General features: G+C 74.3%; 13 protein-coding genes. 3 read left to right on the top strand and 10 right to left on the bottom strand.

Annotated features, from left to right (window positions below):
• Positions 1-48 precede the first annotated feature (48 nt).
• The 3 genes from OG711_RS35145 to OG711_RS35135 are packed head-to-tail and all read right to left on the bottom strand — an operon-like array spanning position 49 to position 3,239.
• Positions 49-954: a hypothetical protein gene (locus tag OG711_RS35145; RefSeq protein WP_329562706.1), complete on the bottom strand. Its 906-nt coding sequence runs from the start codon at positions 952-954 to the stop codon at positions 49-51.
• Position 955: 1 nt separating this feature from the next.
• Positions 956-1,342, bottom strand: coding sequence for a hypothetical protein (locus tag OG711_RS35140; RefSeq protein ID WP_073788965.1), 387 nt, complete (start codon positions 1,340-1,342; stop codon positions 956-958).
• A complete protein-coding gene (locus tag OG711_RS35135) occupies positions 1,323-3,239 on the bottom strand; it encodes a hypothetical protein (protein WP_329562702.1) in 1,917 nt (638 codons plus the stop codon). Before OG711_RS35135 ends, OG711_RS35140 begins: the two co-directional genes overlap by 20 nt.
• A 2,260-nt stretch (positions 3,240-5,499) precedes the next feature.
• Between OG711_RS35135 and OG711_RS35130 the strand changes: the two genes are divergently transcribed.
• Positions 5,500-8,445: a helix-turn-helix transcriptional regulator gene (locus OG711_RS35130; RefSeq protein WP_329562700.1), complete on the top strand. Its 2,946-nt coding sequence runs from the start codon at positions 5,500-5,502 to the stop codon at positions 8,443-8,445.
• 212 nt (positions 8,446-8,657) lie between these two features.
• On the opposite strand, the gene OG711_RS35125 is transcribed toward OG711_RS35130, so the two are convergent.
• Genes OG711_RS35125 through OG711_RS35110 form a run of 4 tightly spaced genes read right to left on the bottom strand, consistent with a single transcriptional unit; the run spans position 8,658 to position 14,954 of the window.
• Complete coding sequence (locus tag OG711_RS35125; protein ID WP_329562698.1) at positions 8,658-9,692, bottom strand: methyltransferase; 1,035 nt, start codon at positions 9,690-9,692, stop codon at positions 8,658-8,660.
• Entirely contained in the window at positions 9,689-10,954 is a 1,266-nt protein-coding gene (locus OG711_RS35120) for an FAD-dependent oxidoreductase (RefSeq protein WP_329562696.1), read from the bottom strand. The genes OG711_RS35125 and OG711_RS35120 overlap by 4 nt, the downstream gene beginning before the upstream one ends.
• Entirely contained in the window at positions 10,954-14,226 is a 3,273-nt protein-coding gene (locus OG711_RS35115) for a ferritin-like domain-containing protein (protein ID WP_329562694.1), read from the bottom strand. Before OG711_RS35115 ends, OG711_RS35120 begins: the two co-directional genes overlap by 1 nt.
• Positions 14,223-14,954, bottom strand: a complete 732-nt coding sequence (locus OG711_RS35110) for a class I SAM-dependent methyltransferase (protein WP_329562692.1) — start codon at positions 14,952-14,954, stop codon at positions 14,223-14,225. The genes OG711_RS35115 and OG711_RS35110 overlap by 4 nt, the downstream gene beginning before the upstream one ends.
• A 309-nt stretch (positions 14,955-15,263) precedes the next feature.
• Between OG711_RS35110 and OG711_RS35105 the strand changes: the two genes are divergently transcribed.
• Complete coding sequence (locus OG711_RS35105; RefSeq protein WP_329562690.1) at positions 15,264-16,925, top strand: FAD-dependent monooxygenase; 1,662 nt, start codon at positions 15,264-15,266, stop codon at positions 16,923-16,925.
• Here the strand turns inward: OG711_RS35105 and OG711_RS35100 are convergent.
• Genes OG711_RS35100 through OG711_RS35090 form a run of 3 tightly spaced genes read right to left on the bottom strand, consistent with a single transcriptional unit; the run spans position 16,906 to position 21,439 of the window.
• Positions 16,906-18,168 carry a cytochrome P450 gene (locus OG711_RS35100; RefSeq protein WP_329562688.1) on the bottom strand — a complete coding sequence of 421 codons (1,263 nt, stop codon included), beginning with the start codon at positions 18,166-18,168 and terminating at the stop codon, positions 16,906-16,908. The two genes, OG711_RS35105 and OG711_RS35100, sit on opposite strands and share 20 nt — an antisense overlap.
• On the bottom strand, positions 18,165-19,838 hold the full coding sequence (locus tag OG711_RS35095) for an FAD-dependent monooxygenase (RefSeq protein WP_329562686.1): 1,674 nt from the start codon (positions 19,836-19,838) through the stop codon (positions 18,165-18,167). Before OG711_RS35095 ends, OG711_RS35100 begins: the two co-directional genes overlap by 4 nt.
• A 41-nt stretch (positions 19,839-19,879) precedes the next feature.
• Positions 19,880-21,439, bottom strand: a complete 1,560-nt coding sequence (locus OG711_RS35090; RefSeq protein ID WP_266512072.1) for a flavin monoamine oxidase family protein — start codon at positions 21,437-21,439, stop codon at positions 19,880-19,882.
• 341 nt (positions 21,440-21,780) lie between these two features.
• On the opposite strand from OG711_RS35090, the gene OG711_RS35085 reads away from it, so the two are divergent.
• On the top strand, positions 21,781-22,617 hold the full coding sequence (locus OG711_RS35085) for an alpha/beta hydrolase (RefSeq protein ID WP_329562684.1): 837 nt from the start codon (positions 21,781-21,783) through the stop codon (positions 22,615-22,617).
• The last annotated feature ends 140 nt before the right edge of the window (positions 22,618-22,757 follow it).

The raw sequence follows: 22,757 nt of genomic DNA, 5'->3' as shown, positions 1-22,757 counted from the left end.
CCGGCCGGCTGCCCCAGGGCGGGTCCCAGGGGACGGGTCAGCGGCGGGTCAGGGGGCGAAGTCCGCCAGGGCCGTGTCCAGCACCCGGCGGGCGGCGAGCCCGGCCGCCCCGGGCGGTGAGCAGGCCAGTACGGCGTGCTGCTTGCCGTCGGTCCCGGTGAAGACCCGGTCCACGCACTCGCGGACCCCGCCGACATCCTCGTTCCGGTACGAGTAGTGCAGCTCGGCCGCGTCCCCGGACGGGTTCTCCGGGCCGCTGTCCACCCGGCCGAGGGCGAGCCGCCGGTAGTCCTCCCGGGACTTGAGCGGCCGCTCCGCCAGGCCGACCGCCTCCAGCGGGTCCGCCCCCGACGCCCCGAACACCTGCACCAGACCACGCTGGTCGGGCGACCGGTAGAACACCGACCCGTCCTCCAGCGAGTGCTCCCAGCCCTCGGGTACGGCGATCGTGAACCCTCTGGTGGGCTCCGTGACCCGGACGAACCCCGGTGAAGGGGACTCCCCGCCACCCGGCGCCGTGTCCTGCCCGCCCGGGGTCGTGCCATCGGTACCGTTCGTGCCGCCCGTGCCGTCCGGCGAGTCCAGCGACGCACCGCCGCCCGTCGGCGAGGTCTGCGAACCGCCCGTCGCGGGCGGTGACCAGTGGTAGCCGGTGCTGTCCGTCCGCCGGGACTCGTCGCCCCCGCCGCCGTCCCGGTCCGCGGTCAGCCACAGCACCACCCCCGCCACGGCCAGGACCCCGCCGGCCACCAGGGCGATCACCGGACCCCTGCCCCAGCCGGGACCGCCGCCGGGAGCGGGGCCGCCGCCCCACCCCGATCCGCCGCCCCACCCGGGGCCGCCCGCCTGCCCGGGGCCGCCCGCCCAGCCGGGGGCGGGCGGCGCCCCCTGCGGCCCCGGGTCCCGCTCCCAGCGCTGGGTCTCCGGATTCCACCGGGGTACGCCCTCGCTCATGTCAGCCGCCCAGCAGCGCGGCGAGCAGTTCGGCGAGGGCCACGCCGGAGACGAGGGCGCCGGCGACCTGCCCCGCGTCGGCCAGGGAGTCCCGCAGGAGCGCCAGCCTGCCGGGGCCCGCGCCGCCGGAACCCGTGATCTCCGCCTCGGTGGCCACCAGTTCGGCGTCGAGGATCTGGGCGTCCCGGGTGGCCTCAAGACGCGTCAGGTCCGCACGCAGCGCCCGGACCGCCGCGAGCAACTCGTCCTGACCCGGACCGGCCGTCCCGGGAGGCGAGTTGGTGGTGGTCGCGGAGCCATGCGAGCCGAAGTTCAGTGCGCTGTGGGACACGGAACCGATCCGTATGCCCGCGCCGGGTCCGTCCCGCTCACTGCCGTCGCTGCTCATTTCCCGTCCCCCGGTTCGTGTTGTTGTCCGTGACGGCGGTGGACCGCTCGCCGAAGCCGAAGGCGCTGTTGCGCGCCGACTCGATGTAGACCCCGCCGCTGACATTGACGATCTTCTGCTCGAAGGCGGCCGTCTGCCAGCCCGCGTCGTACAGAGCGTGCTTGACGCCCTCCCCCACCCGCTCCTGGATGCTCTGAAGATAGCGCCGTACGTCCATCCACTCGAAGAGGGACGCCTCGTCGCTCGCGCCCAGTTCCCGGACGGCGAGGGCCGGACCCTCGGGCAGCGCGCCCCTGTTGCCCTCGACCGCCACGTTCCAGCCGCTGCCCGACCAGCCGCCGAGCAGGGCGACGGACCCCGCCAGCGACGACGGGGTACGGGTCAGCGCCCGAACCGCCTTGCTGAACACGCTGTTGTGGACGTAGCGGTGTGCCGTGCGGTCGGCGTCCCGGAACTCGCGGAGCACCGGCAGCAGCACATAGGGCGCGACCTCCAGCATCAGCATGCCGCCCTGGGTGTGGACGCGGACGTACACGGTGACCATCAGCTCGCCCTCCCAGCCGCCGACCCTGATCCGCAGGAAGTGACGGCGGGCCTCGCCGCCCTCCTCGATCGCCTCCCGGCGCTGCACCGCGAAACGCTCGGCGTCGTACGGGGCCTCCTCGCGGCGCCGGAGTCCGTCGGGCGGCAGGAACACGCACTCGTCGACCTCCAGCTCCCGCAGCCGGTCCCGCACCACCTCGGCGGCCCGCGGTGACCCGTGCGGGGAGGGTGTGCGCAGGGCTTCCACCAGCGGGCGGACCCGCTCCAGCGCCGCGCGGTTGTCCACGGGCTCCGGCTGATGCCCCGCGCGGGGGCGCAGTTCCACGGTGAGCGTCCAGGGCTCGTAGGGCTCGCCGGCGCCCCGGAAGGGGTCGGCCGAGTCGTAGATCGCGAGCGGTGAGTGCTGCTCCCGGCGCACCAGCGCCAGCAGCCGACGCGCACGGCCGTCCCGTACCGCCTCGGCCGGATCGACGGTGGGGTCGGGGAAGTGGGCGGCGGACAGCGGTCCGTCCATCAGCCGGGCGAAGCCGCCCTGCCGGAGCCCCACGAGAACGGCGAGCACCAGGAACGGTACGTACGACGGCACCAGAGGATCGGGCCAGTCGATCCAGGCGGAGAGCTCTCGCCACGGCACGAACGAGAAAAACATCGCCGGCGGGTGCAGGAGGAGCCCCAGGAGGCCGGACCCGAGCTGCCGGGCCTCGTCCCAGAAGGGGAACATGGTCAGCATCGCAGCCACCAGCATCAGCGTGACGTACCAGCGCAGGACGGTGCCGAGGGCGCGCAGCAAGGGCGATGCCCGGCGCAGTCTCCGCCGCGTCCTCGACACGGCGGTGAACAGCAGCGAGGGCAGCATGATCCAGAGGAATTCCCCGCCGGTGAGCGGCAGGGCGGCGACCCATACCGCCAGGATCGCGAGCGCCCACCGCAGTTCCAGCCGACGGGCCAGCAGGGCGTGGGCGAGGACCCGGGCCGCGTCGATCCCGAACGACGGTGCGGCGAAGCGCTCTTCGTGTACGTACAGCTCGTTGATGACCGTGTCGCGGAACCGTTTGTCGAGATGGGTCCCGGCGCACAGATAGCGGCACGCCTCGCTCGCCTCGGGCCGGACGGGGCTCCGCACCGTGACCCGGTCGGGCCGGTCGGGCCGGTCTGCTTCGTCCGGCTCGTCCTGCTCGTCGGACCAGCCGGGCCCATCGGGTCGGTTGGGCGGGGCGGGCGGGTCGAGCTCGTACCGCTCATCCGGCTCGTCGGGGCGGTCGGGCTCGTCGGACCGGTCAGGCGGGTCGGGGCGGTCGGGCGGGTCGGGGCGGTCGGGGTCGGCCCGCTGACCGGGTACCGGGCTCTCGCTCATCGTCCCCGTTCCTCTCGTACGCGCCGCCGTACGTTCCGGCCGGGTGGGACACAGGAGTTCCTCTGCCATTCCCCGGTGGGGTACCACTGAACCCCGGGATCGGACGTTCTGGTCGGGGCCGTCTACGGGGGTGCCCGGCCGCCGGCGACGCGGTCGGGGTGACGCGGTCAGCGGGGTCGCGCTGGGCAGGTCGCGGTCGATGGCCGCGCTCGACGGGTCGCGGTCGCGGTGGGCGCGTGGCGGGTGGCGCGTCGCGGGTGGGCGCGCGTCGCGGGTGAGTGCGCGTCGCGGGTGGGCGCGTCTCCGCCCCGCACTCCCCACACTCCCCACCCTGCGCGCTCGGCCTTGCCCCCACGCGCCGCCATCGGAAGCACGTGAGGCTGATTTCCCCCGGGCGGCACGGCGTACCGGGCCTTCCGGTACTCTGCCGCGCTCACCGTATTGCGGAGTGCGGATTCATCCCCCAGGATTCACTCGGGGCGACCGGCCCACGCCTTGAACTTCGTTCAATCCGGATACATCGACAGGACGGCACAGCGCTCCCCGGGGTGAATTCCCGGCGCGCGCGGCGGTTTGAGTTCCCCATATCCGCGCTCGCGCCGTAACCCACTCCCCCGGACCGGGAAGCAGTTCTTCCCGGGATTCCGTACCGAGCGGAAATACGGTGTTCTTTCTTTCGCCGGACGATCGTGCGAACAAACGGTCAGACGGATTGTCCCGATGGCCGGAACGAACGGATTCCCGGCCATCACCCCATGGAGACGCATTCCCTTTGCGCCCCCGGAGTCCCGGCTGCGGCAGCGGGCAGACGCGTCCGCGGCCGTGACGGCCAGGGGCACCACAGGGGGCGCGTGGCGTCCGGCGGGGGAGCGTTGATGTGCGGGGAGAGCGAATCACCGGCGCTTGCGCGCGGGGGTACGCCTACCGGACCGACGGAGCCGCACGCCGACACCACCGTGACCGTCCGGGCGCCCCGACGGATCACCCCCTCCCGGCGACACGGCGACGGGGCACCGGAAACCGCGAATCGCGCCCCGACCGGGGAGTTCCGGACCGCCACGGCGGGGCGTGCGCGGCACCGGAGGGGAGGAAGGTGACGCCGGGCGCTCCGGAACGTGCTCCGTCCCGCTCGGCCGCTCCGGCGTACGCTGCCCCGGACAGGGGGACATGTCGCCCACGAAGCCCGCTACGGGTGGCTGTTCGCCCGTTCCTGTCCGGTCGTGTCCCCTCCCTGACCGCTCCGGCGGACGGCCCGGCGCGGCGGCGGACGCCCGCCCGCTGTCATCCCGCCCACCACCGGGCCGCGCGGCCCATACCTTCCCGCCACCCCCTGCCGTACCACTCCGCACCCCCTCCGACCACGCCCCTTCCGCACCCCGGTGACATCCGGAACCCGTGACCGCGGCCCGGTACGTCCCGGGGGAATCCGCCTCGGACCGAAGGGCGCCGCACGGGCTCCCGTCCACGCCCGCGGGGCAGGACCGGACCGGCCCCCGCGCGGACCAGGGTCACCACTGCGGCCGTCCGCGCCCGCCGCCCACGACCGGCTCCTCCCGTCGTCCCCCAGCCGACGCCGCGCCCCCAGGCACCCCGGCAGCCCCTCGGCCCGCTTTGTCCACGGCACATCACATAGCCGTTCATTGGCGCCAGATCGCCGCATACCGACTTCCAAACCAGGGGGCGCGCCGACGACATGAAATGCGCCAGCTCGGAATGTCGTGACCCCGTCCGGAAGATCGCGCCCGTAATGCCTTGTGCGACAGCCGCCCCGCAGGACTCACCCTTCCCGGAGTCGCTGACCGGTGCGTATGCTGAGGAAGCTGCACCGACCGGCAAGGAATGCGCACCGACTTACCCACACCTGTTCACCGGACCGAATCCCACGGGAAGCATTCACGCAGCCGGTACTTGTTACGGCTACGGCTGTCGGTAACAGCACCGGACGTCACGGAGAACCAGCGCACATGGTCGACAGCACCCGCCGCAATGACGTGTCAACGAACGCGCCGCCGGATTCGAATCCCCCGGCGCCCACCGCCCTGTGCCCGATGTCCGTGGCACCCGAACACCGAGGGCGGTCGGCCAGAGCGTTCGACCTCCCCGGGCAGCGTCCCGGGCAGCCGGTCCGGCGGGACCAGCCCGGCACCGTACCCGGACCGTGGTGCGCGGTACCGGCGGCCGGGCGGGAGCGTCCGGCGGAGCCCCGTGGCGACGGAACACCCGACGCACTCAACCCTCACCCCCACGTGCAGGAGAGATCATGAACGGGAAGACCCTGGAAAAGCCTGACGACCCAGTCCCCCAGTTCCCGCCGGCCGTGGGCCGTCCGCTCCGTGGCCGCGACGGCCATCTGGAGCAGATACGCGCCTCGTTGCGGGCGACCGCCGAGAGCCGCCAAGGCGGCATCACCCTCCTGGAATCCCCCGCGGGAAGCGGCAGGACACGGCTCCTCCAGGAGACGGGCGCCCTCGCCGAGGGACTCGGCTTCACCGTGATCGACTGCTCCGCCGGGGGCGCCTGGCGCGGCGAGGAGGCGGCTTCGCCCGCCGTCGGCGCGGGCCGGGCCGTCGCCCCGCGGGTGCCGCGCCCGGTACGTCCGGCGGGCCCCGTGCAGGTCCAGGCCCAGATCGACGCGGGGCTGCGGCGCGGCCCGGTGCTCGTACTCGTGGACGACGCGCAGTGGGCCGACCCGGTGCAGCTGCGGACCCTGTGCGGACTGGCGCTCAAACTGCTGGCCGCTCCCGTGCGGTGGCTGCTCACGATGCGTACGGAGGACGCGCGGTCCGCGAACAGCCTCCTGCTGCGCAACCTGACCATCCACCGGGCGGAATGGCTCCCGCAGCTCGACGCGCTCGACGACCGGGCGGTCACCGAACTGATGGGCGACCTCCTGGGCGCCCGTCCCAGCGACGACGTACGGGCCCTCGGCGAGAGCCTGGGCGGCAGCCCCCAGGCGATCGTGGAGCTGGTGCGCGGTCTGCTGGACGAGCAGTGCCTGCGGATCACCGGGGGCACCGTGTCGCTCGTCGCGGAACCGCTCGCCTCCGGCTTCACCTCCGCCGTCGCCCCCGACCCCGGGGCGCATCTGCCGCGCGCGTTCCTGCGGCTGATGCACGACCGGCTCGACCGGCTCGCGCCCGGCACCCAGCGGCTCCTCCAGGTCGCGGCCGTCCTCGGTCCGTCCTTCATGCCGCGCGACCTGGCGGAGATGGCCGACGAGCGACCCGTGCAACTCCTCGGCCCGCTCCAGGAGTCACTGGCAGCGGGACTTCTCACCAGCGGCACCGAGGAGTTCTCCTTCCACCGCGAACCGATCTGGTACGCGGTGCTGGGCACCGTTCCACCGCTGATGCGGTCCCTGCTGCACCGGCAGGCGGCGAACATGATCCTCGGTCAGCTCGGGGACGGCACCGCCGCGGCGGTGCATCTGGTGCACTGCGCCCAGTCCGACGACGACCAGGCCATCACCACCATCCGGGAGGCGGCGGACCGACTGCTCCCGGTGTCCCCGCAGGCCGCCGCCGCGCTCGCGCTGCGCGGTCTGGAGATCACCACGCCGACCCAGCCCGAGCACATCGCGCTGGCCACCACGGCGACCGCCGCGCTCGTCCGCTCGGGCAGTCTGCACCGGGCGGTGGACGTCGCCGAACGCGTGGTCGCCGGACACCGGCGCGCGCATCCGGCCCGGCCCGGCGACGGCGCCCGGCAGGACGCCCGGACCTGGCCGCTGCGGGCCTGGCTCGCGACCGCGCTGCTGCTGCGCGGGGAGGCCGCCTCCGTACCGGGGATCCTGTGCGACGCCGCGGCGGGCGGGCCCCCGGACCCGGCCGCGGACGGGGCGGGCCCCGGCCAGGGCAGCCCGTCGCCGCTGCTGCTGCGGCTCACCATGCTGTCCCACACCGACGAACGGGCCGCGCTGGCGGCGGCCGACGAGGTACTGAAGGACGAGTCCGCCCACGAACGCGACGTGTGTACGGCGGCCCGCAACATCCGGGCGATGTCCCTGTGGGGCGACGGACGGATCGACGAGTCGCTGGGCCTGCTGGAGCGCACCCCCGCGCACGGTGACGACGGCACCGGCATCTGGCAGAACAACTCCCTGTGGAACACGGCGTGGATCCTGATCAAGCTCCGCGACCTCGACGGGGCCGCGGTCATGGTCGAAGCGGTCCGGCGCACCATCGACGCCGACTCCAACGGGGTACTGGACCCGTTGCAGTTCGCGTTGCGGTCCTGGGTGAGCTTCGCCCGGGGCGACCTGGCCGAGGCCGAGCAGCTCGCGCGGGCCGGGATCGCCGCGTCCGACGCGGCCCGGATGCCGCTGTGCGAACCACATCTGCGGGCCGTGCTGGTGGCCGTGGCGCTGCGCCGGGGCGATCTGGCCGAGGCCCTGGAACGGCAGGGCCACTGGGAGTCCGCCACCGTGCCCGGCGGGCCGTCGCGCCCGTGGTGGGCCATGCGGTGCCTGATCACAGCGCAGGTGACGGCCGCGCGGAGGGGGGCCGAACAAGCGCTGGAGGTACTGCGGGACGCCCGTCACGACGAAGGGCTGCGGCGACGGCTGGTGCTGGAGGACCCGTCGGCGACGGCGTGGTGCGTCCGTACCGCGCTGGCCGCCGGGGACCGGGAGTTCGCGGCGCGGATCGTGGACTGCGCCGGGGAGGTGGCGGCGCTGGCCCGGACGCGGCCCGCGACGGGTGCGGCGGCGGCGCACGGGCGGGCCCTGCTGACCGGCGATGTGACCCTGCTGGCCAGGGCCGTCGACGGGTACGGGGACCCCTGGGCCGTCGCCTCGGCCACCGAGGATCTGGGCGTGCTGCTGTGCGGGGGCGACCGGGAGGGGGCTATCGGCGCGTTCAACGCGGCCATGGCCGGGTACGACGGGCTGGGCGCCAAACGCGACTCGGCGCGGGTGCGGCGGCGGCTGCGGCGGCTCGGGGTGCGGCGGCGGCACTGGAATCTCGTCGCCCGGCCCCAGACCGGCTGGGACAGTCTCACCGGGGCGGAGGAGAAGGTGGCGCAGCTCGTCGCCCGGGGGCTGACGAACCGGCAGGTGGCCGGTGAGCTGTTCATCTCGCCGCACACGGTGAGTTTCCATCTGCGGCAGATCTACCGGAAGCTGGCGATCCAGTCGCGGGTGGATCTGACCCGGATCGTGTGTGCGCCGGGGGCGAGAACGGCTCCGGCGCCGTTCGGGGCCGAGTAGGCCCCCGCCGCCCGCCCCGGGAGCCCGCCAGGGGCCGAGCCGCGTTCCCTGGCGGGGCCTTCGGGGCGGTGGCCGTCGTCCGTTCCCGCGCGGGTCGCCTTCACCGGGCGCGGGGTGGTCGCCGCCCCGGGGCCCCGGTCCGGTGCTGGTCCCCCGCACCGGGCGCGGGGTCCTGGCCTTCCCAGGGGACCCGGTCCGGTAGCGGCCGGGGGTCAGCTCCCGGCCGCTACCGCGGTGATGAGCCGCTGGGGGGAACGGGTGGGGGTGATCCCCGTGCGGCGCAGGCCGGCGGCCGCGAAGAGGGCGTCGTAGTGCGGGAGGTCGCGTTCGCGGCCCGGGAGGACCGCGAGCATGTTGAGGTCCAGGAGGGGGGCGAAGCCGGGCTCGCCGAGCGGGCCCAGGGGCATCTCCACCACGATCACCCGGCCCCCCGGGTTCAGCGCGGCGCGGCAGTTGCGCAGGATGGCCGTGCAGGCGTCGTCGTCCCAGTTGTGCAGGACCGCCTTGAGCAGGAAGAGGTCGCCCCGGGGCAGCGGGTCGAAGAAGGAACCGCCGACCACGGTGACCCGGTCGGCGAGTCCCGCCTCGCGCGCTTCGGCGCGGGCGGATTCCTCGACGGCGGGCAGGTCCACGACCACCCCGCGCGGTCGTGGGTCGCCGCGCAGCAGCGCGTGCACCAGCGCGCCGTTCGCGCCCCCCACATCCACGGCGACCCCGACGCCGTCCGTGTCGATCAGGGCGGCGACCTCCTCGGCGAGCCCGGCGGTCAGTTCGGTCATGGAGGTCGCGAAGCGTTCGCCTTCCTCGGGGTGGGCGAGGAAGTGGGCCCAGATGTCGTGGCCGAGGGCGGCCCCGGTCTGCGGGGTCCCCGACCGTACGGCGTCGGGGAGCAGACCCCAGGGCAGCCAGTGGCCGGGTGAGCCGTGGACCAGCGCGATCGTCCGCAGGGAGTGCGGGGTCCCGGCGCGCAGGGTGTCGAGCAGGGGTGTGCGGTGGAACGCGCGCCGGTCGTCCGCCTCGGTGAGCCCCAGCGACGCGCACGCCCGCAGCAGCCGGGCGACCGCGTCGGGGTCGGCGTCGATCCGCGCGGCGAGTTCGGCGGCCGTCAGCGGGCCCTCGGCGAGCTGGTCGGGGATCGACAGCTCGGCGACGGTCCGGACGATCTGGGTCACCCAGTAGCCGGTGATCATCGACATCATCCGGTCGGCCGGGGCGGGCCCGGTCCCCCCGGGGTCGGCTGCGCTCATGTCGGGTCCTTCTCGTGGTCGGCGGGGCGGGCCGGGGCAGTGCGGATGTGTTCGGGGCGGAAGCCGACCCCGATGACCCTGCTCATCAGGAGCTGTGCGGGCCGGAATCGTTCGAACAGCCGGGGCGCGGGCGGCTGTCCTGAGCCGTTGAGGGTGGTGTCGATGCCGAAGCGCTGGGTGGCGCGTTGCAGTCCCTGGGAGAGGGCGGTGGCGACCAGTCTGCGCCGGCGGACCTTGGTGAGGAGGGTGTCGTCGAACGCGGCGCCGGTGCGCTGGGCGCGCAGCAGGGGCGCGCAGAGCGCGTTGGCGGTGGCGACGGCGTCCTGGACGGCGAGGTTGACGCCGAACCCGGCGACGGGGGACATGGCGTGCGCGGCGTCCCCGATGAACAGCAGTCCGGGCCGGTGCCAGCGGGCGAGCCGGTCGATCCGGGCCTCCAGCAGGCTGATGTCGTCCAGGGAGCGCAGTTCGTGGACCCGGTCGGCGAGGAAGGGCACCAGTGCGGCGAGGTCGGCGCGGAACGCGTCGAGTCCCGCGCGCCTGACCCGGTCGAAGCCGCCTCGGGTGGTCTCGTAGGACATCTGCCAGTAGGTGCCGCGGTCGGTCGCGCCGAAGATCTTGCCGTTGCCGACCCGGACGCAGATGCCCTCGTCGGGGTCGGTCGGCCGGCGGGAGATCCGGAAGAAGCCCACGTCGAGGGAGGAGCCGATGAGTCTCGGCCGGGCGCCCACCGCTGCCCGCAGCGCCGAGTGGCGGCCGTCGGCGGCGACCACCAGGGCGCAGCGGAGGTCGGCGGCGCCGTCGGGGCCCCGGGTCCGTACGCCGCTGACGCGGCCGTCGGTGTCGCGCAGCACCCCGGTGGCCGCGGTGCCCATCAGCAGCCGGTACGCGGGGTGGCGGGCGCTCTCGGCGGTGATCAGGTCGAGGAAGTCCCATTGGGGGACGAAGGCCATGTAGGGGTAGGGGACCCGTAGCCGGCTGAAGTCCGCGATGTCGATGCGGTGGCCGTCCTGGATCACCCCGATGGTGGTGACCTTCTGGTGCGGGAGCGCGTGGAAGCGGTCGATGAGGCCGAGCTGGTCGAGAACGCGCAGGGTGGCGGGGTGGACGGTGTCGCCGCGGAAGTCGCGGTGGAAGTCGTGGTGCTTCTCCAGGACGACGACGTCCACGCCGGAGCGGGCCAGCAGCAGGCCGAGCATCGCGCCCGCGGGGCCGCCGCCGACCACGCAGACGGTGGTGCGGATGGGGGCCGGACCGCTCATCACATCTCCCGGGGGTCCATGGTGCGCAGCCGGTCGCCGATGAAGGCGAGGAGGTCGGCCACGGCGGGGGTGAGTGCGGGGCAGCCCCGGGCGAGGGAGGCGGTCTCGTCGAACTCGCGGGCCAGCCAGGCGGCGGCCACATCGGGCCGGGCGATGTACTGGGGGACGGTGCCGAGTTCGAAGGAGGGACCGGCGGTGCGGCCGGGACGTCCGGAGGGCAGGGTGACGACGAGTTCGGCGACCGGGCGCAGTACGCCGGTCATGATGTCCAGTGCCCAGTTCATCAGCCGGGAGCGGCGCAGGCTCTTGTCGGGGCTGTGGCCGAAGTGCTGGACCATCAGGTGCATGGCCAGGGCGTAGGACCGGTTGAAGACGGTCATGGCGCGGCGCGCGGGTTCGTGGGTGACGGGGTCCTTGGCGGTGCTCCGCAGGTCCAGGGTGGGGTTGCGGAGCACGGGGTAGGCGGGGTTCCAGGGCACGGCGCGGCCGTTCGGTCCCTGCGCGCGTTCGTGGACGAGGGCGTCGGAGATCCGCAGGAAGGTGTCGAAGTGGGAGTCCTCGTCGGGCAGGACGGAGGGGATGGAGCCGCCTTCGCCGTGTTCGGTGACGAAGTCGATGGCGAAGACGGCGCTGGTGACGTCGTCCACTTCGAGCTGGTAGTCGGGGTGCACGGCGTTGACGGACTCCCGCATGAACAGATGGTGTTCCCCGCCGCCGCGGCCCTTGCGGACGAGGAACGCGCCGGGGACGCGCTGGATGCCGTCGCGGATCGCGGCGTACAGCTCGCTGAGCGATCCGTAGCGGTAGGCGGTCCCGCCGTCGGCCGTGGAGTCGTTGCCCGCGATCTCCTGGGTGAGGGTGTGGGGCTGTTCGAGGGCGATGAACCGCTGGACGCTGCCGAGGCCGAGGGGTTCGAGGGAGAACTCCAGGGGGACATCGATGCGGTGGTTGAACGTCCCGAAGTCGATGTCGGGCACCTGGAAGGGGGCGCCCATGGCCATGAGGATGTTGTTGATGGCGAGGAAGTGCATCATCTCCTCGCGGGCGACGTTGGTGAGGCTGCCGCGGATGCCGTTGCTGAGGGTCTGCGGGCCTTCGCCGCAGGCGAGGAGGAACTGGGCGGGGGTCCATTCGCCGCGCTCGACGTAGTGGCGGGCGGCGCCGTGGGTGGGGACCGAGTACGCCGCGTACAGGTACTGGATCATGGTGGCGAGTTCGATGGCCGCGGCCTGGCGCAGGGCCCGCAGCAGGGCGTCGCGGGTGGTGATCGTGCCGGGGGTCCGGTGCGGGGGGACGAGGACGGGCGGGGTCTGCCGTTTCGCCTCGTCGGCGAGCATGTACCGCAGCAGCAGCCGGATCTGAGGGGCGCTCAGATCGCGGGTGGAGGGCATGTAGAACGTCCGGTCCCGGTGTTCGGGGGCGCTGACGTGCCAGATCAGCCGGGCGTATGTCTCGACCTTGAACTCGTCGGCGAGGCTGAGCACCTCGTCGCTCATGAAGGAGTAGAGGAGTTCGTAGGGGGCGAGGGCCTGGCGGTAGACCAGCGGGAAGGTGATGGCGCTGTCGGGCAGGTCGTCGAGGTGCCAGTGGTCGGGCAGCACCCGGACGGCGATGCTGCCGGCGGCGGGCCAGTAGCCGAGGTCGTCGTCGTGGTCGTAGCCGCGGGCGGCTGAGCCCGGCTCGGCGGGGTCGGCGGGGGGCTGTTCACCGGCGGGGAGCAGCAGGACCAGGGCGGCGCCGGCCGCGGCGCCCCGCAGGGTGAGGGTGCCGTGGCCGTGTTCGTCGGTGGACAGCAGGCTGTCGGCGGTGTAGTCGGCGCGGCCGGGGGCCAGGAACGCGGTGACGGGGATGTCCGCGGGGCGGGCGTCGGGCGACTGCGCGGCCGGGTCGAGGGGCCGGGCGCGGGGGTTGGGGTACTGCTGGACCCGGATGCCCGTGGCCCGTGCGGGGCGGCCCCGGACATAGGAGCGGACGGGCACCTGGACCGCGAAGTCCTCGCCGGTGCGGGGGTTGGGGTGTTCGAGGAACAGCGCCGCCTCGTCGGACTGGACGACGGTCTCCTCCTCGTCGGCCAGTACGGTGCCGTCCGGCGCGGTGATCCGCAGCGGGCCGGCGGGTTCGCCGGTGCGGCCGTCGATCCGGTCGAGGGTGAGCACTCCGCCGGTGCGCCGGTAGCCCGCACCGAGGTAGTCGGCGCCGCGGACGACGGCGACGAGGGTGCCGTCGGCGGCGCGCAGCTGGAGGTCGCCGAGGTCGGCGAGGGGTCCGGTGCGGTGGGTGGGGCCGGGGCCGCGCAGCGGGGCGCGGCCGGTGACGGGCAGCGCGGTGACGAGGTTCGCGGTGACGTGCTCGTCGTCCACGCGGACGGTGAGGTTGTGCAGGGGTGCGTGGTGACCGGCGGCCCGTACGCGGCGGCCGGTGAGGAGCCGTCCGGCGGGGTAGGTGCGCAGTTCGTGGGCGTGCCAGGGGGCGAGGACACCGCGCAGGTCCCAGAAGTCGGGCTGGTCGTTGTCGGTGGGGGTGGACATGTTGGACAGGGCGAGCTGGACGACGAGTCCGTCGGCGGCGCCGGAGTCCAGGAGGTCCCGCAGCGCGGTGAGGGCCGGTGAGTCGGCGGAGCCTTCCAGCCAGTGCAGTCCGGTGCCGCGTTCGACGGCGAACTGGTGGACGACGGAGCGGCGGAACCGGTCGGCGAGGGGGTGCGGGCCGACGTCGTCGATGTAGCGGGCGTTGGGCCAGCGCGGCGGGCTCATACCGGTCACGTCGCCGGTGAGCAGATAGCCCACGTCGTGGGAGCGGCCGAGGCGGCCGAGGGCGAGCTGGCCGATCATGACGGTGGTGGTCCACGGGGACGCGGGGTCGACGTCGAGGACGCGGCAGCGGTTGACGGTGCCCGCGGTGTAGTCGCAGAAGTGGCCCCACAGGTCGACGGCGCGGCCCACCAGCGGGTCGTCGGTCGCGGCGCGGCCGGGGGCGTGTTCGCAGCCGGTGACCCGGGCGTCGATCCAGAAGTGGCCGTTGCCGCCGAAGTTCCAGCCGGTGGTGGTGGAGAAGCGGCCGTCGGGGGTGAGGGTGCCGTCGGGTTCGTAGCGCTCGCCGCGGGCGCGCAGCAGGTCGTGGTACTCGCGGGCGGGGCGTTCCAGCGGGAAAGGGCCGTCGTCGGTGAGGGCCCGCCCGGTGGCGAGGTCGTACAGTCCGGAGCGGGGGCCGGTGGGCAGCCGGGTGACGGCGGCCCCGGCGAAGTGCACCCGGGGCACGTCGAGCACGCTCACGGGGCGTCCCAGACGGCGGCGCTCATGGTGGGGATGAGGTCGCGGGTGATACGCACCCCGGGCAGCTGTTCGCGGTAGGCGCGGACGAACTCGCCGTAGGTGAGCGGCATATGGGCGGCGCTCATCTCCAGCCAGCGCGGGTGGAGCATCATCCGCAGCGAGTCGGCGGCGGCGTCCGCGTCGCCGGAGACCTCGTAGATGGTGCGCGCGGTGTCGAAGGCGTACGTGTCGCGTTCGGCGGCCGGCGCGGCGTCGGTGTCCGTGCCGGTCGCGTCGGGCCGGGTGACGTCGATGACGACGAGCCGGCCGCCCGGGGCGACGAGGTCGCGCAGCCGGGGCAGCACCCGGGGGGCGGGGCCCAGATGGAAGACGGCGTTGACGGACATCACCAGGTCGAAGGTGCCGTCGGCGGCGGGGGTGAGGTCCAGCGCGCTGCGGTGCTGGTAACGCACCGGGACCCGGGCCGGTTTGGCGGCGGCGATGTCGAGCATCCGGCGGGAGATGTCGACGCCGACCACCTCGTCGTAGCGTTCGGCGAGCATCACGCAGTTGTTGCCGCCGCCGCAGCCTATGTCGAGGGCCCGTTCCCCCTTGGGCAGCTGGCCGACGAGCCAGGAGCGGACCGGGCTGGTGGCGCCGTCCCGGATGCTGGTGAACCGCTCGTACAGGTCCGCGAGGTCGTCGAAGTACGGCTGTGGTGGGGGCGGGACGGGGGCCTGGTCGGTCATCTGCACGTCCTCGGCGGGTCGGGGCGGGCCTCGGCGCCCGCCACGGTCAGGCCAGAACCTATAGTCCGGTCCCGGCGGCCGGAAGCGGTGGCGGCGGCGGTGCGCCGGATACCGCGCACTCGCGTAGGGTGCCGGGCCGCGCGGGGGCCCGGGGTCACCTCCGGCGGGCGGCGGGCGGGGCCGCCGTCCGCCGAGAACCGTCCGCCGGGTCGTGCGACGCGCGATGCGGACGGCTCCGCGCGCCGGGGACACTCGGGGCCGGGGGTCCCGGGACCGGCTCCGGGACCGACTTCCACGCTGTGAGGTCCTATGCGTGACGCACACGATTGTGACGTCCTCGTCGTCGGGGCGGGTCCGAGCGGACTGACCGCCGCGCTGGCGCTGGCGCAGCAAGGGGTCCGGGTCAGGGTCGTGGACCGCGCCGCGGGGCCCGTGGAGGAGGCGCGGGCGGCGATCGTGCACGCCCGCACGCTGGAGCTGCTGGACCGGCTCGGGGTCGCGGCGCAGGCGGTGGCGCGGGGGCTGCCGATCACCCAGGTGGCCATCCATGAGCGGGGCCGGCACGCGGGGCGGATGCCGCTCGCGGGCGCGGGCACCGCGGCCTGGACCCGGTTCCCGTACGCGCTGGCGCTGGAGCAGTTCGAGACCCAGCGGTTGCTGGTGGAGGCGCTGGCCGAGCACGCGGTGGACGTCGAGTGGGACAGCGCGCTCGACTCGCTGGCCGACACCGGTGAGGGGGTACGTGTCACGGTGCGGCGCACGGACGGCGAGGAGACGGTGACGGCGCGCTGGCTGATCGGCGCGGACGGCGCGAGCAGCACCGTCCGGCAGTCGCTGGGGCTGGAGTTCGGGGGGCGGACGTATCCGCAGAGCGGGATGCTCGCGGATGTCGTGCTGGACGCCGATCTCGGGGTGCGGGGGATGCGGCTGAACCTGACCCGGGGCGGTTTCGTCGGCATCCTGCCGCTGGCGAGCGGGCGTTGCCGGCTGTTCGGGGTGGTGCCGCCGTCGGTGCACAAGGCCCAGGAGCCCGTCGAGACCTCCCACGAGGCGTACGCGGCGCTGGAACCGGAGGTGCTGCACCGCTGGTTCGCCGACTACTTCCGGGTGGACGCGCGGCTCCAGGAGATCGTGTGGGCGTCGATGTTCCGTTTCCACAGCCGGATCGCGCCGCGGTTCCGGGTGGGCTCCTGCTTCCTGATCGGGGACGCCGCCCATATCCACAACCCGGCGGGCGGGCAGGGGCTGAACCTGGGGGTGGGCGACGCGGTCAATCTGGCGTGGAAGCTGGCGCAGGTGGTGCACGGCCAGGCGCCGCCGTGGCTGCTGGACACCTACGAGTCGGAGCGGCGGCCCATCGCGCGGACCGTCCTCAAGCGCACCGATCTGGGGTTCCGCGCGGAGACCGGCGACGGGGCGGTCGCGGTGTGGATGCGGACCCAGGTGGCGGCCCGGGTGGTCGGCGTGGTCAGCCGTCTCGCGCCGGTGCGGCGGATGTTCTTCCATATGTTCTCGCAGCTGTGGATCGGCTACCGGGGTTCACGCGCGGTCGCCGCCGCCCGGCCGGTGACGGGCGGGCTGCGGCCCGGCGACCGGGCCCCGTACGCGCTGCTGGCGCGGGCCGGTGACGGGACGGGCAGTGTGCTGGACCTGACCCACGGCAGCGGCTATCACGTCCTGGGGTTCGCGGCGGACCCCGGCGCGGCGGGGCTGGACGTCCAGGAGCTCGCGGAGCTGCTGGACGACCGCTACCCGGGGATGGTGACGGTCCACGCGGTGCCGCCGCAGGAGGCGGCGGCGTACCGCGCGTACCAGGTGAAGGGGGCGCGGCTGGTGGTGGTCCGGCCGGACGGGCATCTCGGGGCCGTGGTGGACCTCCCGGCCCCGGACGCCGTCGGCGCGCTGGTCGCCTTCCTCGACCGGGTGCTGCTGCGGGCGACCTCGCCGGAGGTCAGCGCAGCCGCAGGGTGAGCCGCTCGGGCCCGTGGAACACGAGGTCGTACGGGTAGTGGACCTCGTCGACCTCACTGTCGCCGAGGGCGGCCAGGGCGCGCAGCAGCAGTCCCAGTCCGATCTCGATCTCGGTGCGGGCGAGGCCGGCGCCGAGGCAGTAGTGGACGCCGAGCCCGAAGGCGAGGTTGCGTCCGCCGCGGTCCAGGTCGAGGGTGTCCGGGTCGGGGAAGCGCGCCGGGTCGCGGTTGGCGGCCCCGAGCACGGCGAAGAGCTTGCTGCCGCGGGGTACGTGGTGCCCGCCGAGCACCACATCGCGGTAGGCCCAGCGGGTCACGGCCTGCACCGGCGGGTCGAAGCGGACGAGTTCCTCCACCGCGGGCGCCGGGACGAGCGGCGCCGCCCGCAGCCGGGCGAGCTGCGCGGGCCGCGCGGTGAGGGTGAGGACGGACTTGCTGAGGACGTTGGTGGTGGTCTCGTGGCCCGCCGTCATCAGGTGCACGCAGGTCGCCACGATCTCCGCGTCGGTCAGCGGTTCGCCCCGGGTCTGCGCCGACACGAGCAGCGACACCAGGTCGGCGGCCGGTTCGGCGCGGCGCCGGGCGGCCAGTTCCAGGAAGTAGGAGGTGAGTTCGCGGGCGGCGGTCTCGGCGACGTGGTGCGCGTCGGGGCGCAGCGCGGCGCGGCTGCTGCTCGCCTGCTGCACCCCGACGGCTTGTTCGCGCAGCCAGGCCCAGTCGGTCCGGTCCACCCCGAGCAGTTCGGAGATCACCAGGATCGGGAAGGGCGCGCTGAACCGTTCGACGAGGTCCACGGTCCCGGTGCGGGCGGCCTCGGCGGTGAGTTCGGCGAGGAGGCCGACGGCGATGTCCTGGATCCGGCCGCGCAGATCGGTGACGACACCGGGGGTGAACTCCCGGTTCAGCAGGGACCGCAGTTCGGTGTGGCGGGGCGGGTCGAGGAACACCAGCCAGTTCTCGACCATGCTCCGCAGCGCGGAGTGGCCGTCCGGGACCGTCGCGGGTGGGGCGCCGCCGGTGGCGCGGCGGGGGCTGCGGCCGTAGACGGGGGCGCTGAGGACCTTGGCGACCTCGTCGTGGCCGAGTACGTAGAACGTCGGTGCCGTGCCGTCCGGTTCGGCCCGGTGGACGCGGGCGGCGGCGCGGTAGCGGCGGTAGACCGGGTAGGGGTCGGCGAGGCGTTCGGCGGGCCAGCCGGTGAGGCCGAACGGGGGCAGGGCGGCGGGGGCCGTGGCGGGGGTCATGGCGCTCCCCCGGTGCCGCTGGCGCCCGTACCGGAGTCCGTGCCGGTACCTGCGCGGGTACCCGTACCCGCGCCGGTGACCCGGGCGGCGACGGCGGCGGGGTCGTCGGGCAGTTCATGGCCGCGCCACGCCACATGTCCGTCGGGGCGGACGAGGACGAAGGGCCGCTCCAGGCTCTCGACGACCTCGGGGACCTCGCAGTGGACGACGGTCAGCGGGACGCGGCGGTCGGCGAAGGCGCGGGTGAAGCCGTCGGTGCGGGCCGAGCGGGTGCTGGACATCAGCACGAACCCGTCGCCGAACAGGTCCAGGGTCGACGTCCCGGGCTTCACCCAGGCATGCGGGGCGCGGGAGCCGGGCCGGGAGTTGGGCCGCCGGTCGTCGTGCGCGTCGGCGGGGACGGTCGGATCGGGGACGACCAGGGGGGAGTCGGCGTAGCTGAAGCCGAGATGGATCTCCGGGGCGTCGAACTCCTTGGCGACCGGCCCGGCGGCGAGGTCCGCGCCCAGGGAGCGGCGGTGCCGTTCGCCCTCGGGGGTGTCGTCGTTGAGTTCCCCGGGGATCTCCCGCGCCCAGGCCCGGACGAGATGCCGGTTGGCCTCCTCCAAGCCTTCCAGCGCCACGGGCCGCCGCTCGGTGGTGTAGCTGTCGAGGAGTCCGGGGCCCGCCCAGCCGTCGAACGCGGCAGCGAGCTTCCAGCCCAGGTCGGCGGCGCCGCAGATCCCGGTGTTCATCCCGAAGCCGCCGGAGGGCGACAGGGTGTGGGCGGCGTCCCCGACGAGGAACACCCGGTCCGCGCGGAAGTTCTCCGCGACCCGGTGCACCAGATGCCACTGGTTGTCGGACAGCACCTCGACGGGGGTGTCATGGGCGATGGCCCGGCGGACCAGGGTCTCCGCGTCGACCAGCGAGTCCGGGTGGCCCAGCAGGCCGACGGTGAGCCGGTACAGGTCCTTGCCGTCGAGGGCGCGCAGCGGGAAGCGCAGGGCGGAGGACATCAGCAGATAGAAGAAGTTGGCGTTGCGTTCGCCCAGTTCCTCGCGCAGCCGTGGCGCCCGGAAGAGGATGTTGCGGCAGACCCGGGTGCGGTGGCGGGCGGGGGCCTCGATACCGGCGTCCTTGCGGACCTGCGAGGAGGTGCCGTCGCAGGCGATCAGATAGCGGGCCCGCAGGGTGGTGGTCCGGCCCGTGGCCTCGTCGGTGAGCCGTGCGGTGACGCCGTCCGCGTCCTGGGTGAAGCCCGTCATCCGGGTCCGCATCCGGACCGGGCCGCCGGGGTGCACGCCCAGTTCCTCGCGGAGCAGGGGGCCGAGCCAGTGCTGGGGGCAGATGGCGTCGGGTTCGGGGGTGTGCCGGAACGGGGCGCGGGTGTCCATGGTGCGGCGCGGCAGCCGGTACAGCTCATGGCCGCCGACCCGGGTGACCCAGACGCAGTCCAGGGTGTGGTCCCCGGGCCAGCCCGCGCCGCGGACCCGGTCGGCCATGCCCCAGCGGCGGAAGAACTCCATGGAACGCGGACCGATCGCGCTGACCTTGGGGTGGGTGACGCTGCCGTCACCCGCTTCGACGAGGGTGAAGTCGACGCCGCGGGACCGCAGTTCCAGACCTGTGGCCATACCGGTGGGGCCACCGCCGACGATCAGTACGCCGGTGTCGTGCGAGGGGTTCATCGATCCTCCTGGGGATGGTCCGCCCCGGCCGTCCGCCGGGCTCATCGCGCGCCGCCCGCGCCCACCCGGTGTCCCGGCGCCGTCACCCCGCGGTTCAGCGGGACATGGCCGTGGATCTCCCGGGCCGCGGTCAGCCCCGACTCGATCGCGCCCTCGATCCACGCGGGGGTCGAGGAGCAGTGCTCGCCGGCGAAGAACAGGGCGCCCTGCGGCGCGGCGGCGAGCCGTCGTTCCTCCTCGGCGGTGTCCGGGTCCTTGCTCCACCGCACGGAGGCGGCGCCCATGCTCAGCGGGTCCTCGCCCCACACCTGGCTCCGGGCGTCGAGGACCATGCCCGGGGAGGCCAGTTCGGGGTGCATCGGCTTGAGTTCACCGAGGACGGTGGCGACGCGCTTGTCCTTCGGCACCTCGCTGAGCGCCTCCGCGTCGGGGCCGATGGTGTAGCTGGCGAGCAGCGCGGCGCCCAGCCGGGGGTCGCTCTCCACCGGCGGGTAGTAGGTCTGGCGGGTGAGTCCCCCGGTGAAGGAGCCGCCGCCGCTGATCCCGTCGTTCTCCCAGAACGCCTCCCGGCAGTGCAGGGCGATCTTGGTGGCGGGCCAGTACTGCATGTCGTTGACCACCGCGGTCTTGTCGTCGCCGACCCCGGTCAGCGGCATCCGGCGCAGTACGGAGAACGGCAGGGTGCACAGGACGTACGGGCAGTCGAACCGTTCCGTGGACAGTCCGTGCCGGGTGTCGACCGTGACCCCGTCGGGCCGTGCGTGCAGCCCGACCACCCGGCGGCCCCAGCGGACGGGTCCGCGCAGCTGGGCGACGAGCCGTCTGGGTATCTGGTCCATCCCGCCGTCCAGCCGGAACAGCGCCGAGGACGTCTCGGTGACGACGTCGTCGAAGAAGTAGCGGAACCGGCCGTGCGCGGCGAAGCCCTGGTGGTGGGCGAAGAACCGGTTGAGGTCGATCCGGGTCGCGGCGCCGCCGACGAGGTAGGGCCGGACGTCGATGCCGGCGAGCAGGCCGAGGAGTTCGACGGGCAGATCGGTGTGCAGTCCGCGTCCGAAGGTGCCGGGGGCGACCGCGTGGACGCTCGCCGCGAGCCAGGCCGCGCACAGCAGGGTCTCGGGCCGGTGGTCCGGGCCCGGCGGCAGGCTCCGGCGGAACTCCTCGACGAGGACCGGTGAGGCGTCCCGGACCCGGACGTGTCCGGCCGGGGTCGCCAGATAGCTGGCGTCGTCGGAGAAGAGGGTGCGGAACTGCCGTACGCGGTCGCTCAGCCGCAGCCGGTCGATCCACTGCATGGTGAGGTGGTGCGAGGCGGGGATGCGCATGGCGCCCAGTTCCACGAGCGGTCCGTGGGCGCGTCCGCTGAACCCGTGGGTGCGGACCCGGCCGCCGGGGGCGAGTCCCGCCTCCAGCACCTGGACGCGGTGGCCCAGGCGTTCCAGTTCATGGGCGGCTATCAGCCCGGCGATACCGGCGCCGATGACGGTGATCCGTTTGGGCCCCGGTGGCGGATGCCCGGCGGACGCGGGCGGGCGGGGGATGGTCGAGAGGGGCGGGTACGGGCGGGTGACGCCCGTGGCCGCCGAGCCGTTCCTGCGCACCGGACTCCTTCGGCAGAGGGGACGGGACCGGGGAGGGCGACGGGCCGTCCCGGGTGCCGGGGCCGAGGTGACGGCCTCCGCCATCCGCGACGGGACTTCGTCCGGAGCACCGACCGTCAGGGCGGTGGAACCCCCGGCCCCTAATCTTGTGGACCGGCGACCGCGCCCACATCCCCACTCACCGGGGGCCTTTGACGGTTTGCGGTGGCCCTGCGGGGCCGGTCGCGTGCGGGGCGGTCGTCCACACCGTGCGAGCCGGGGGAATCCGGGGGCCGGACCACCCACGGGCGCCGGGCGGGGGCACGCTGGCGCTCCGGCCCCCGCCCGAACGGAGTGTTGTGATGTCCGATGCGACCCTGCCGGCGGACCCGCCGGACACCGGCGCGGAGGTCCTGGTCCGCACCCATGACGGACTGCGGCTCGCGGGCACGCTCCTGGTACCGCCGGGGCATCACGACGGCTCCCGGGACGCGGCGCTGTTCCTGCACGGGTCGGGTGCCGACCGGGAGCAGGGCGGGCTTTTCACCCGGGTCGCCCGGGGTCTGGCGGACGGCGGGGTGGCCACACTCCGCTTCGATCTGCCGGGCCATGGGCACAGCGAGGGGCGGCAGGCGGAGCTGAGCCTGTCCGGGCTGCTCAATCTGATCGGCTCCGGGCTGCGGGAGCTGCGGGAGCGGACCGGTGCCGCCCGGATCGCCGTACTGGCGGCGGGACTCACGGGCGGGGTGGCCGCGGGGTACGCGGCGCGGCGCGGCGACGAGATCGGCCGGCTGGTGCTGTTCGATCCGCTGATCGACTACCAGGAGCACTTCACGGCGGATTCGCCGCGGTGGCGCGGCGGACGGCTGACCGAGCCCGCGGGCCGGACGCTGCTGGCAGACGGCGCGCTCGCGTCTGCCTGCGGGCTGGCGGCGGGCCGGGCGATGCTCAACGAGGTCTTCTGGCTCCAGCCGCGCGGGGTGCTCGGCGCGGTGACCGCGCCCACCCTGATCGTGCACGGTACGGGCGCGGCACGGGTCCCCGTGGCGTCGTCACGGTCGGCCGCCGGGGCGCTCACCGCCGAGCACCGTCTCGTGGAGCTCCCGCCCGGCGGGGACCCGCTCGCGGGGGCGGTGTCGGCGGCCCTCGCCTGGCTGCTGCCCGCGGCCACCGACGCGGGCGACGACGCCCCTGGGTGACGTTCCTGGGCGACCTTCCGTCGGTGGACGCCGTGCCCGAGTCGGGCGTACGCGTGGAGCCGTGCCCTAGCCGTGCGGAGCCGTCGAGGCGTGCGGAGGCGTGCCGAGCTGTGCCGGCGGGCCGCCGTCAGGTCGTCCAG

The sequence above is a fragment of the Streptomyces uncialis genome, assembly GCF_036250755.1.
GTDB classification, from domain to species: domain Bacteria; phylum Actinomycetota; class Actinomycetes; order Streptomycetales; family Streptomycetaceae; genus Streptomyces; species Streptomyces uncialis.
Note: the sequence above shows the minus strand (reverse complement) of the source record. Positions and strands in the feature narration are given on the sequence as shown.

What these genes read in the sequence shown, in the direction of transcription:
- OG711_RS35145 (WP_329562706.1), bottom strand. Translation starts at nt 954, where the DNA reads ATGAGCGAGGGCGTACCCCGGTGGAATCCGGAGACCCAGCGCTGGGAG.
- OG711_RS35140 (WP_073788965.1), bottom strand. Translation starts at nt 1,342, where the DNA reads ATGAGCAGCGACGGCAGTGAGCGGGACGGACCCGGCGCGGGCATACGG.
- OG711_RS35135 (WP_329562702.1), bottom strand. Translation starts at nt 3,239, where the DNA reads ATGAGCGAGAGCCCGGTACCCGGTCAGCGGGCCGACCCCGACCGCCCC.
- OG711_RS35130 (WP_329562700.1), top strand. Translation starts at nt 5,500, where the DNA reads ATGAACGGGAAGACCCTGGAAAAGCCTGACGACCCAGTCCCCCAGTTC.
- OG711_RS35125 (WP_329562698.1), bottom strand. Translation starts at nt 9,692, where the DNA reads ATGAGCGCAGCCGACCCCGGGGGGACCGGGCCCGCCCCGGCCGACCGG.
- OG711_RS35120 (WP_329562696.1), bottom strand. Translation starts at nt 10,954, where the DNA reads ATGAGCGGTCCGGCCCCCATCCGCACCACCGTCTGCGTGGTCGGCGGC.
- OG711_RS35110 (WP_329562692.1), bottom strand. Translation starts at nt 14,954, where the DNA reads ATGACCGACCAGGCCCCCGTCCCGCCCCCACCACAGCCGTACTTCGAC.
- OG711_RS35105 (WP_329562690.1), top strand. Translation starts at nt 15,264, where the DNA reads ATGCGTGACGCACACGATTGTGACGTCCTCGTCGTCGGGGCGGGTCCG.
- OG711_RS35100 (WP_329562688.1), bottom strand. Translation starts at nt 18,168, where the DNA reads ATGACCCCCGCCACGGCCCCCGCCGCCCTGCCCCCGTTCGGCCTCACC.
- OG711_RS35095 (WP_329562686.1), bottom strand. Translation starts at nt 19,838, where the DNA reads ATGAACCCCTCGCACGACACCGGCGTACTGATCGTCGGCGGTGGCCCC.
- OG711_RS35085 (WP_329562684.1), top strand. Translation starts at nt 21,781, where the DNA reads ATGTCCGATGCGACCCTGCCGGCGGACCCGCCGGACACCGGCGCGGAG.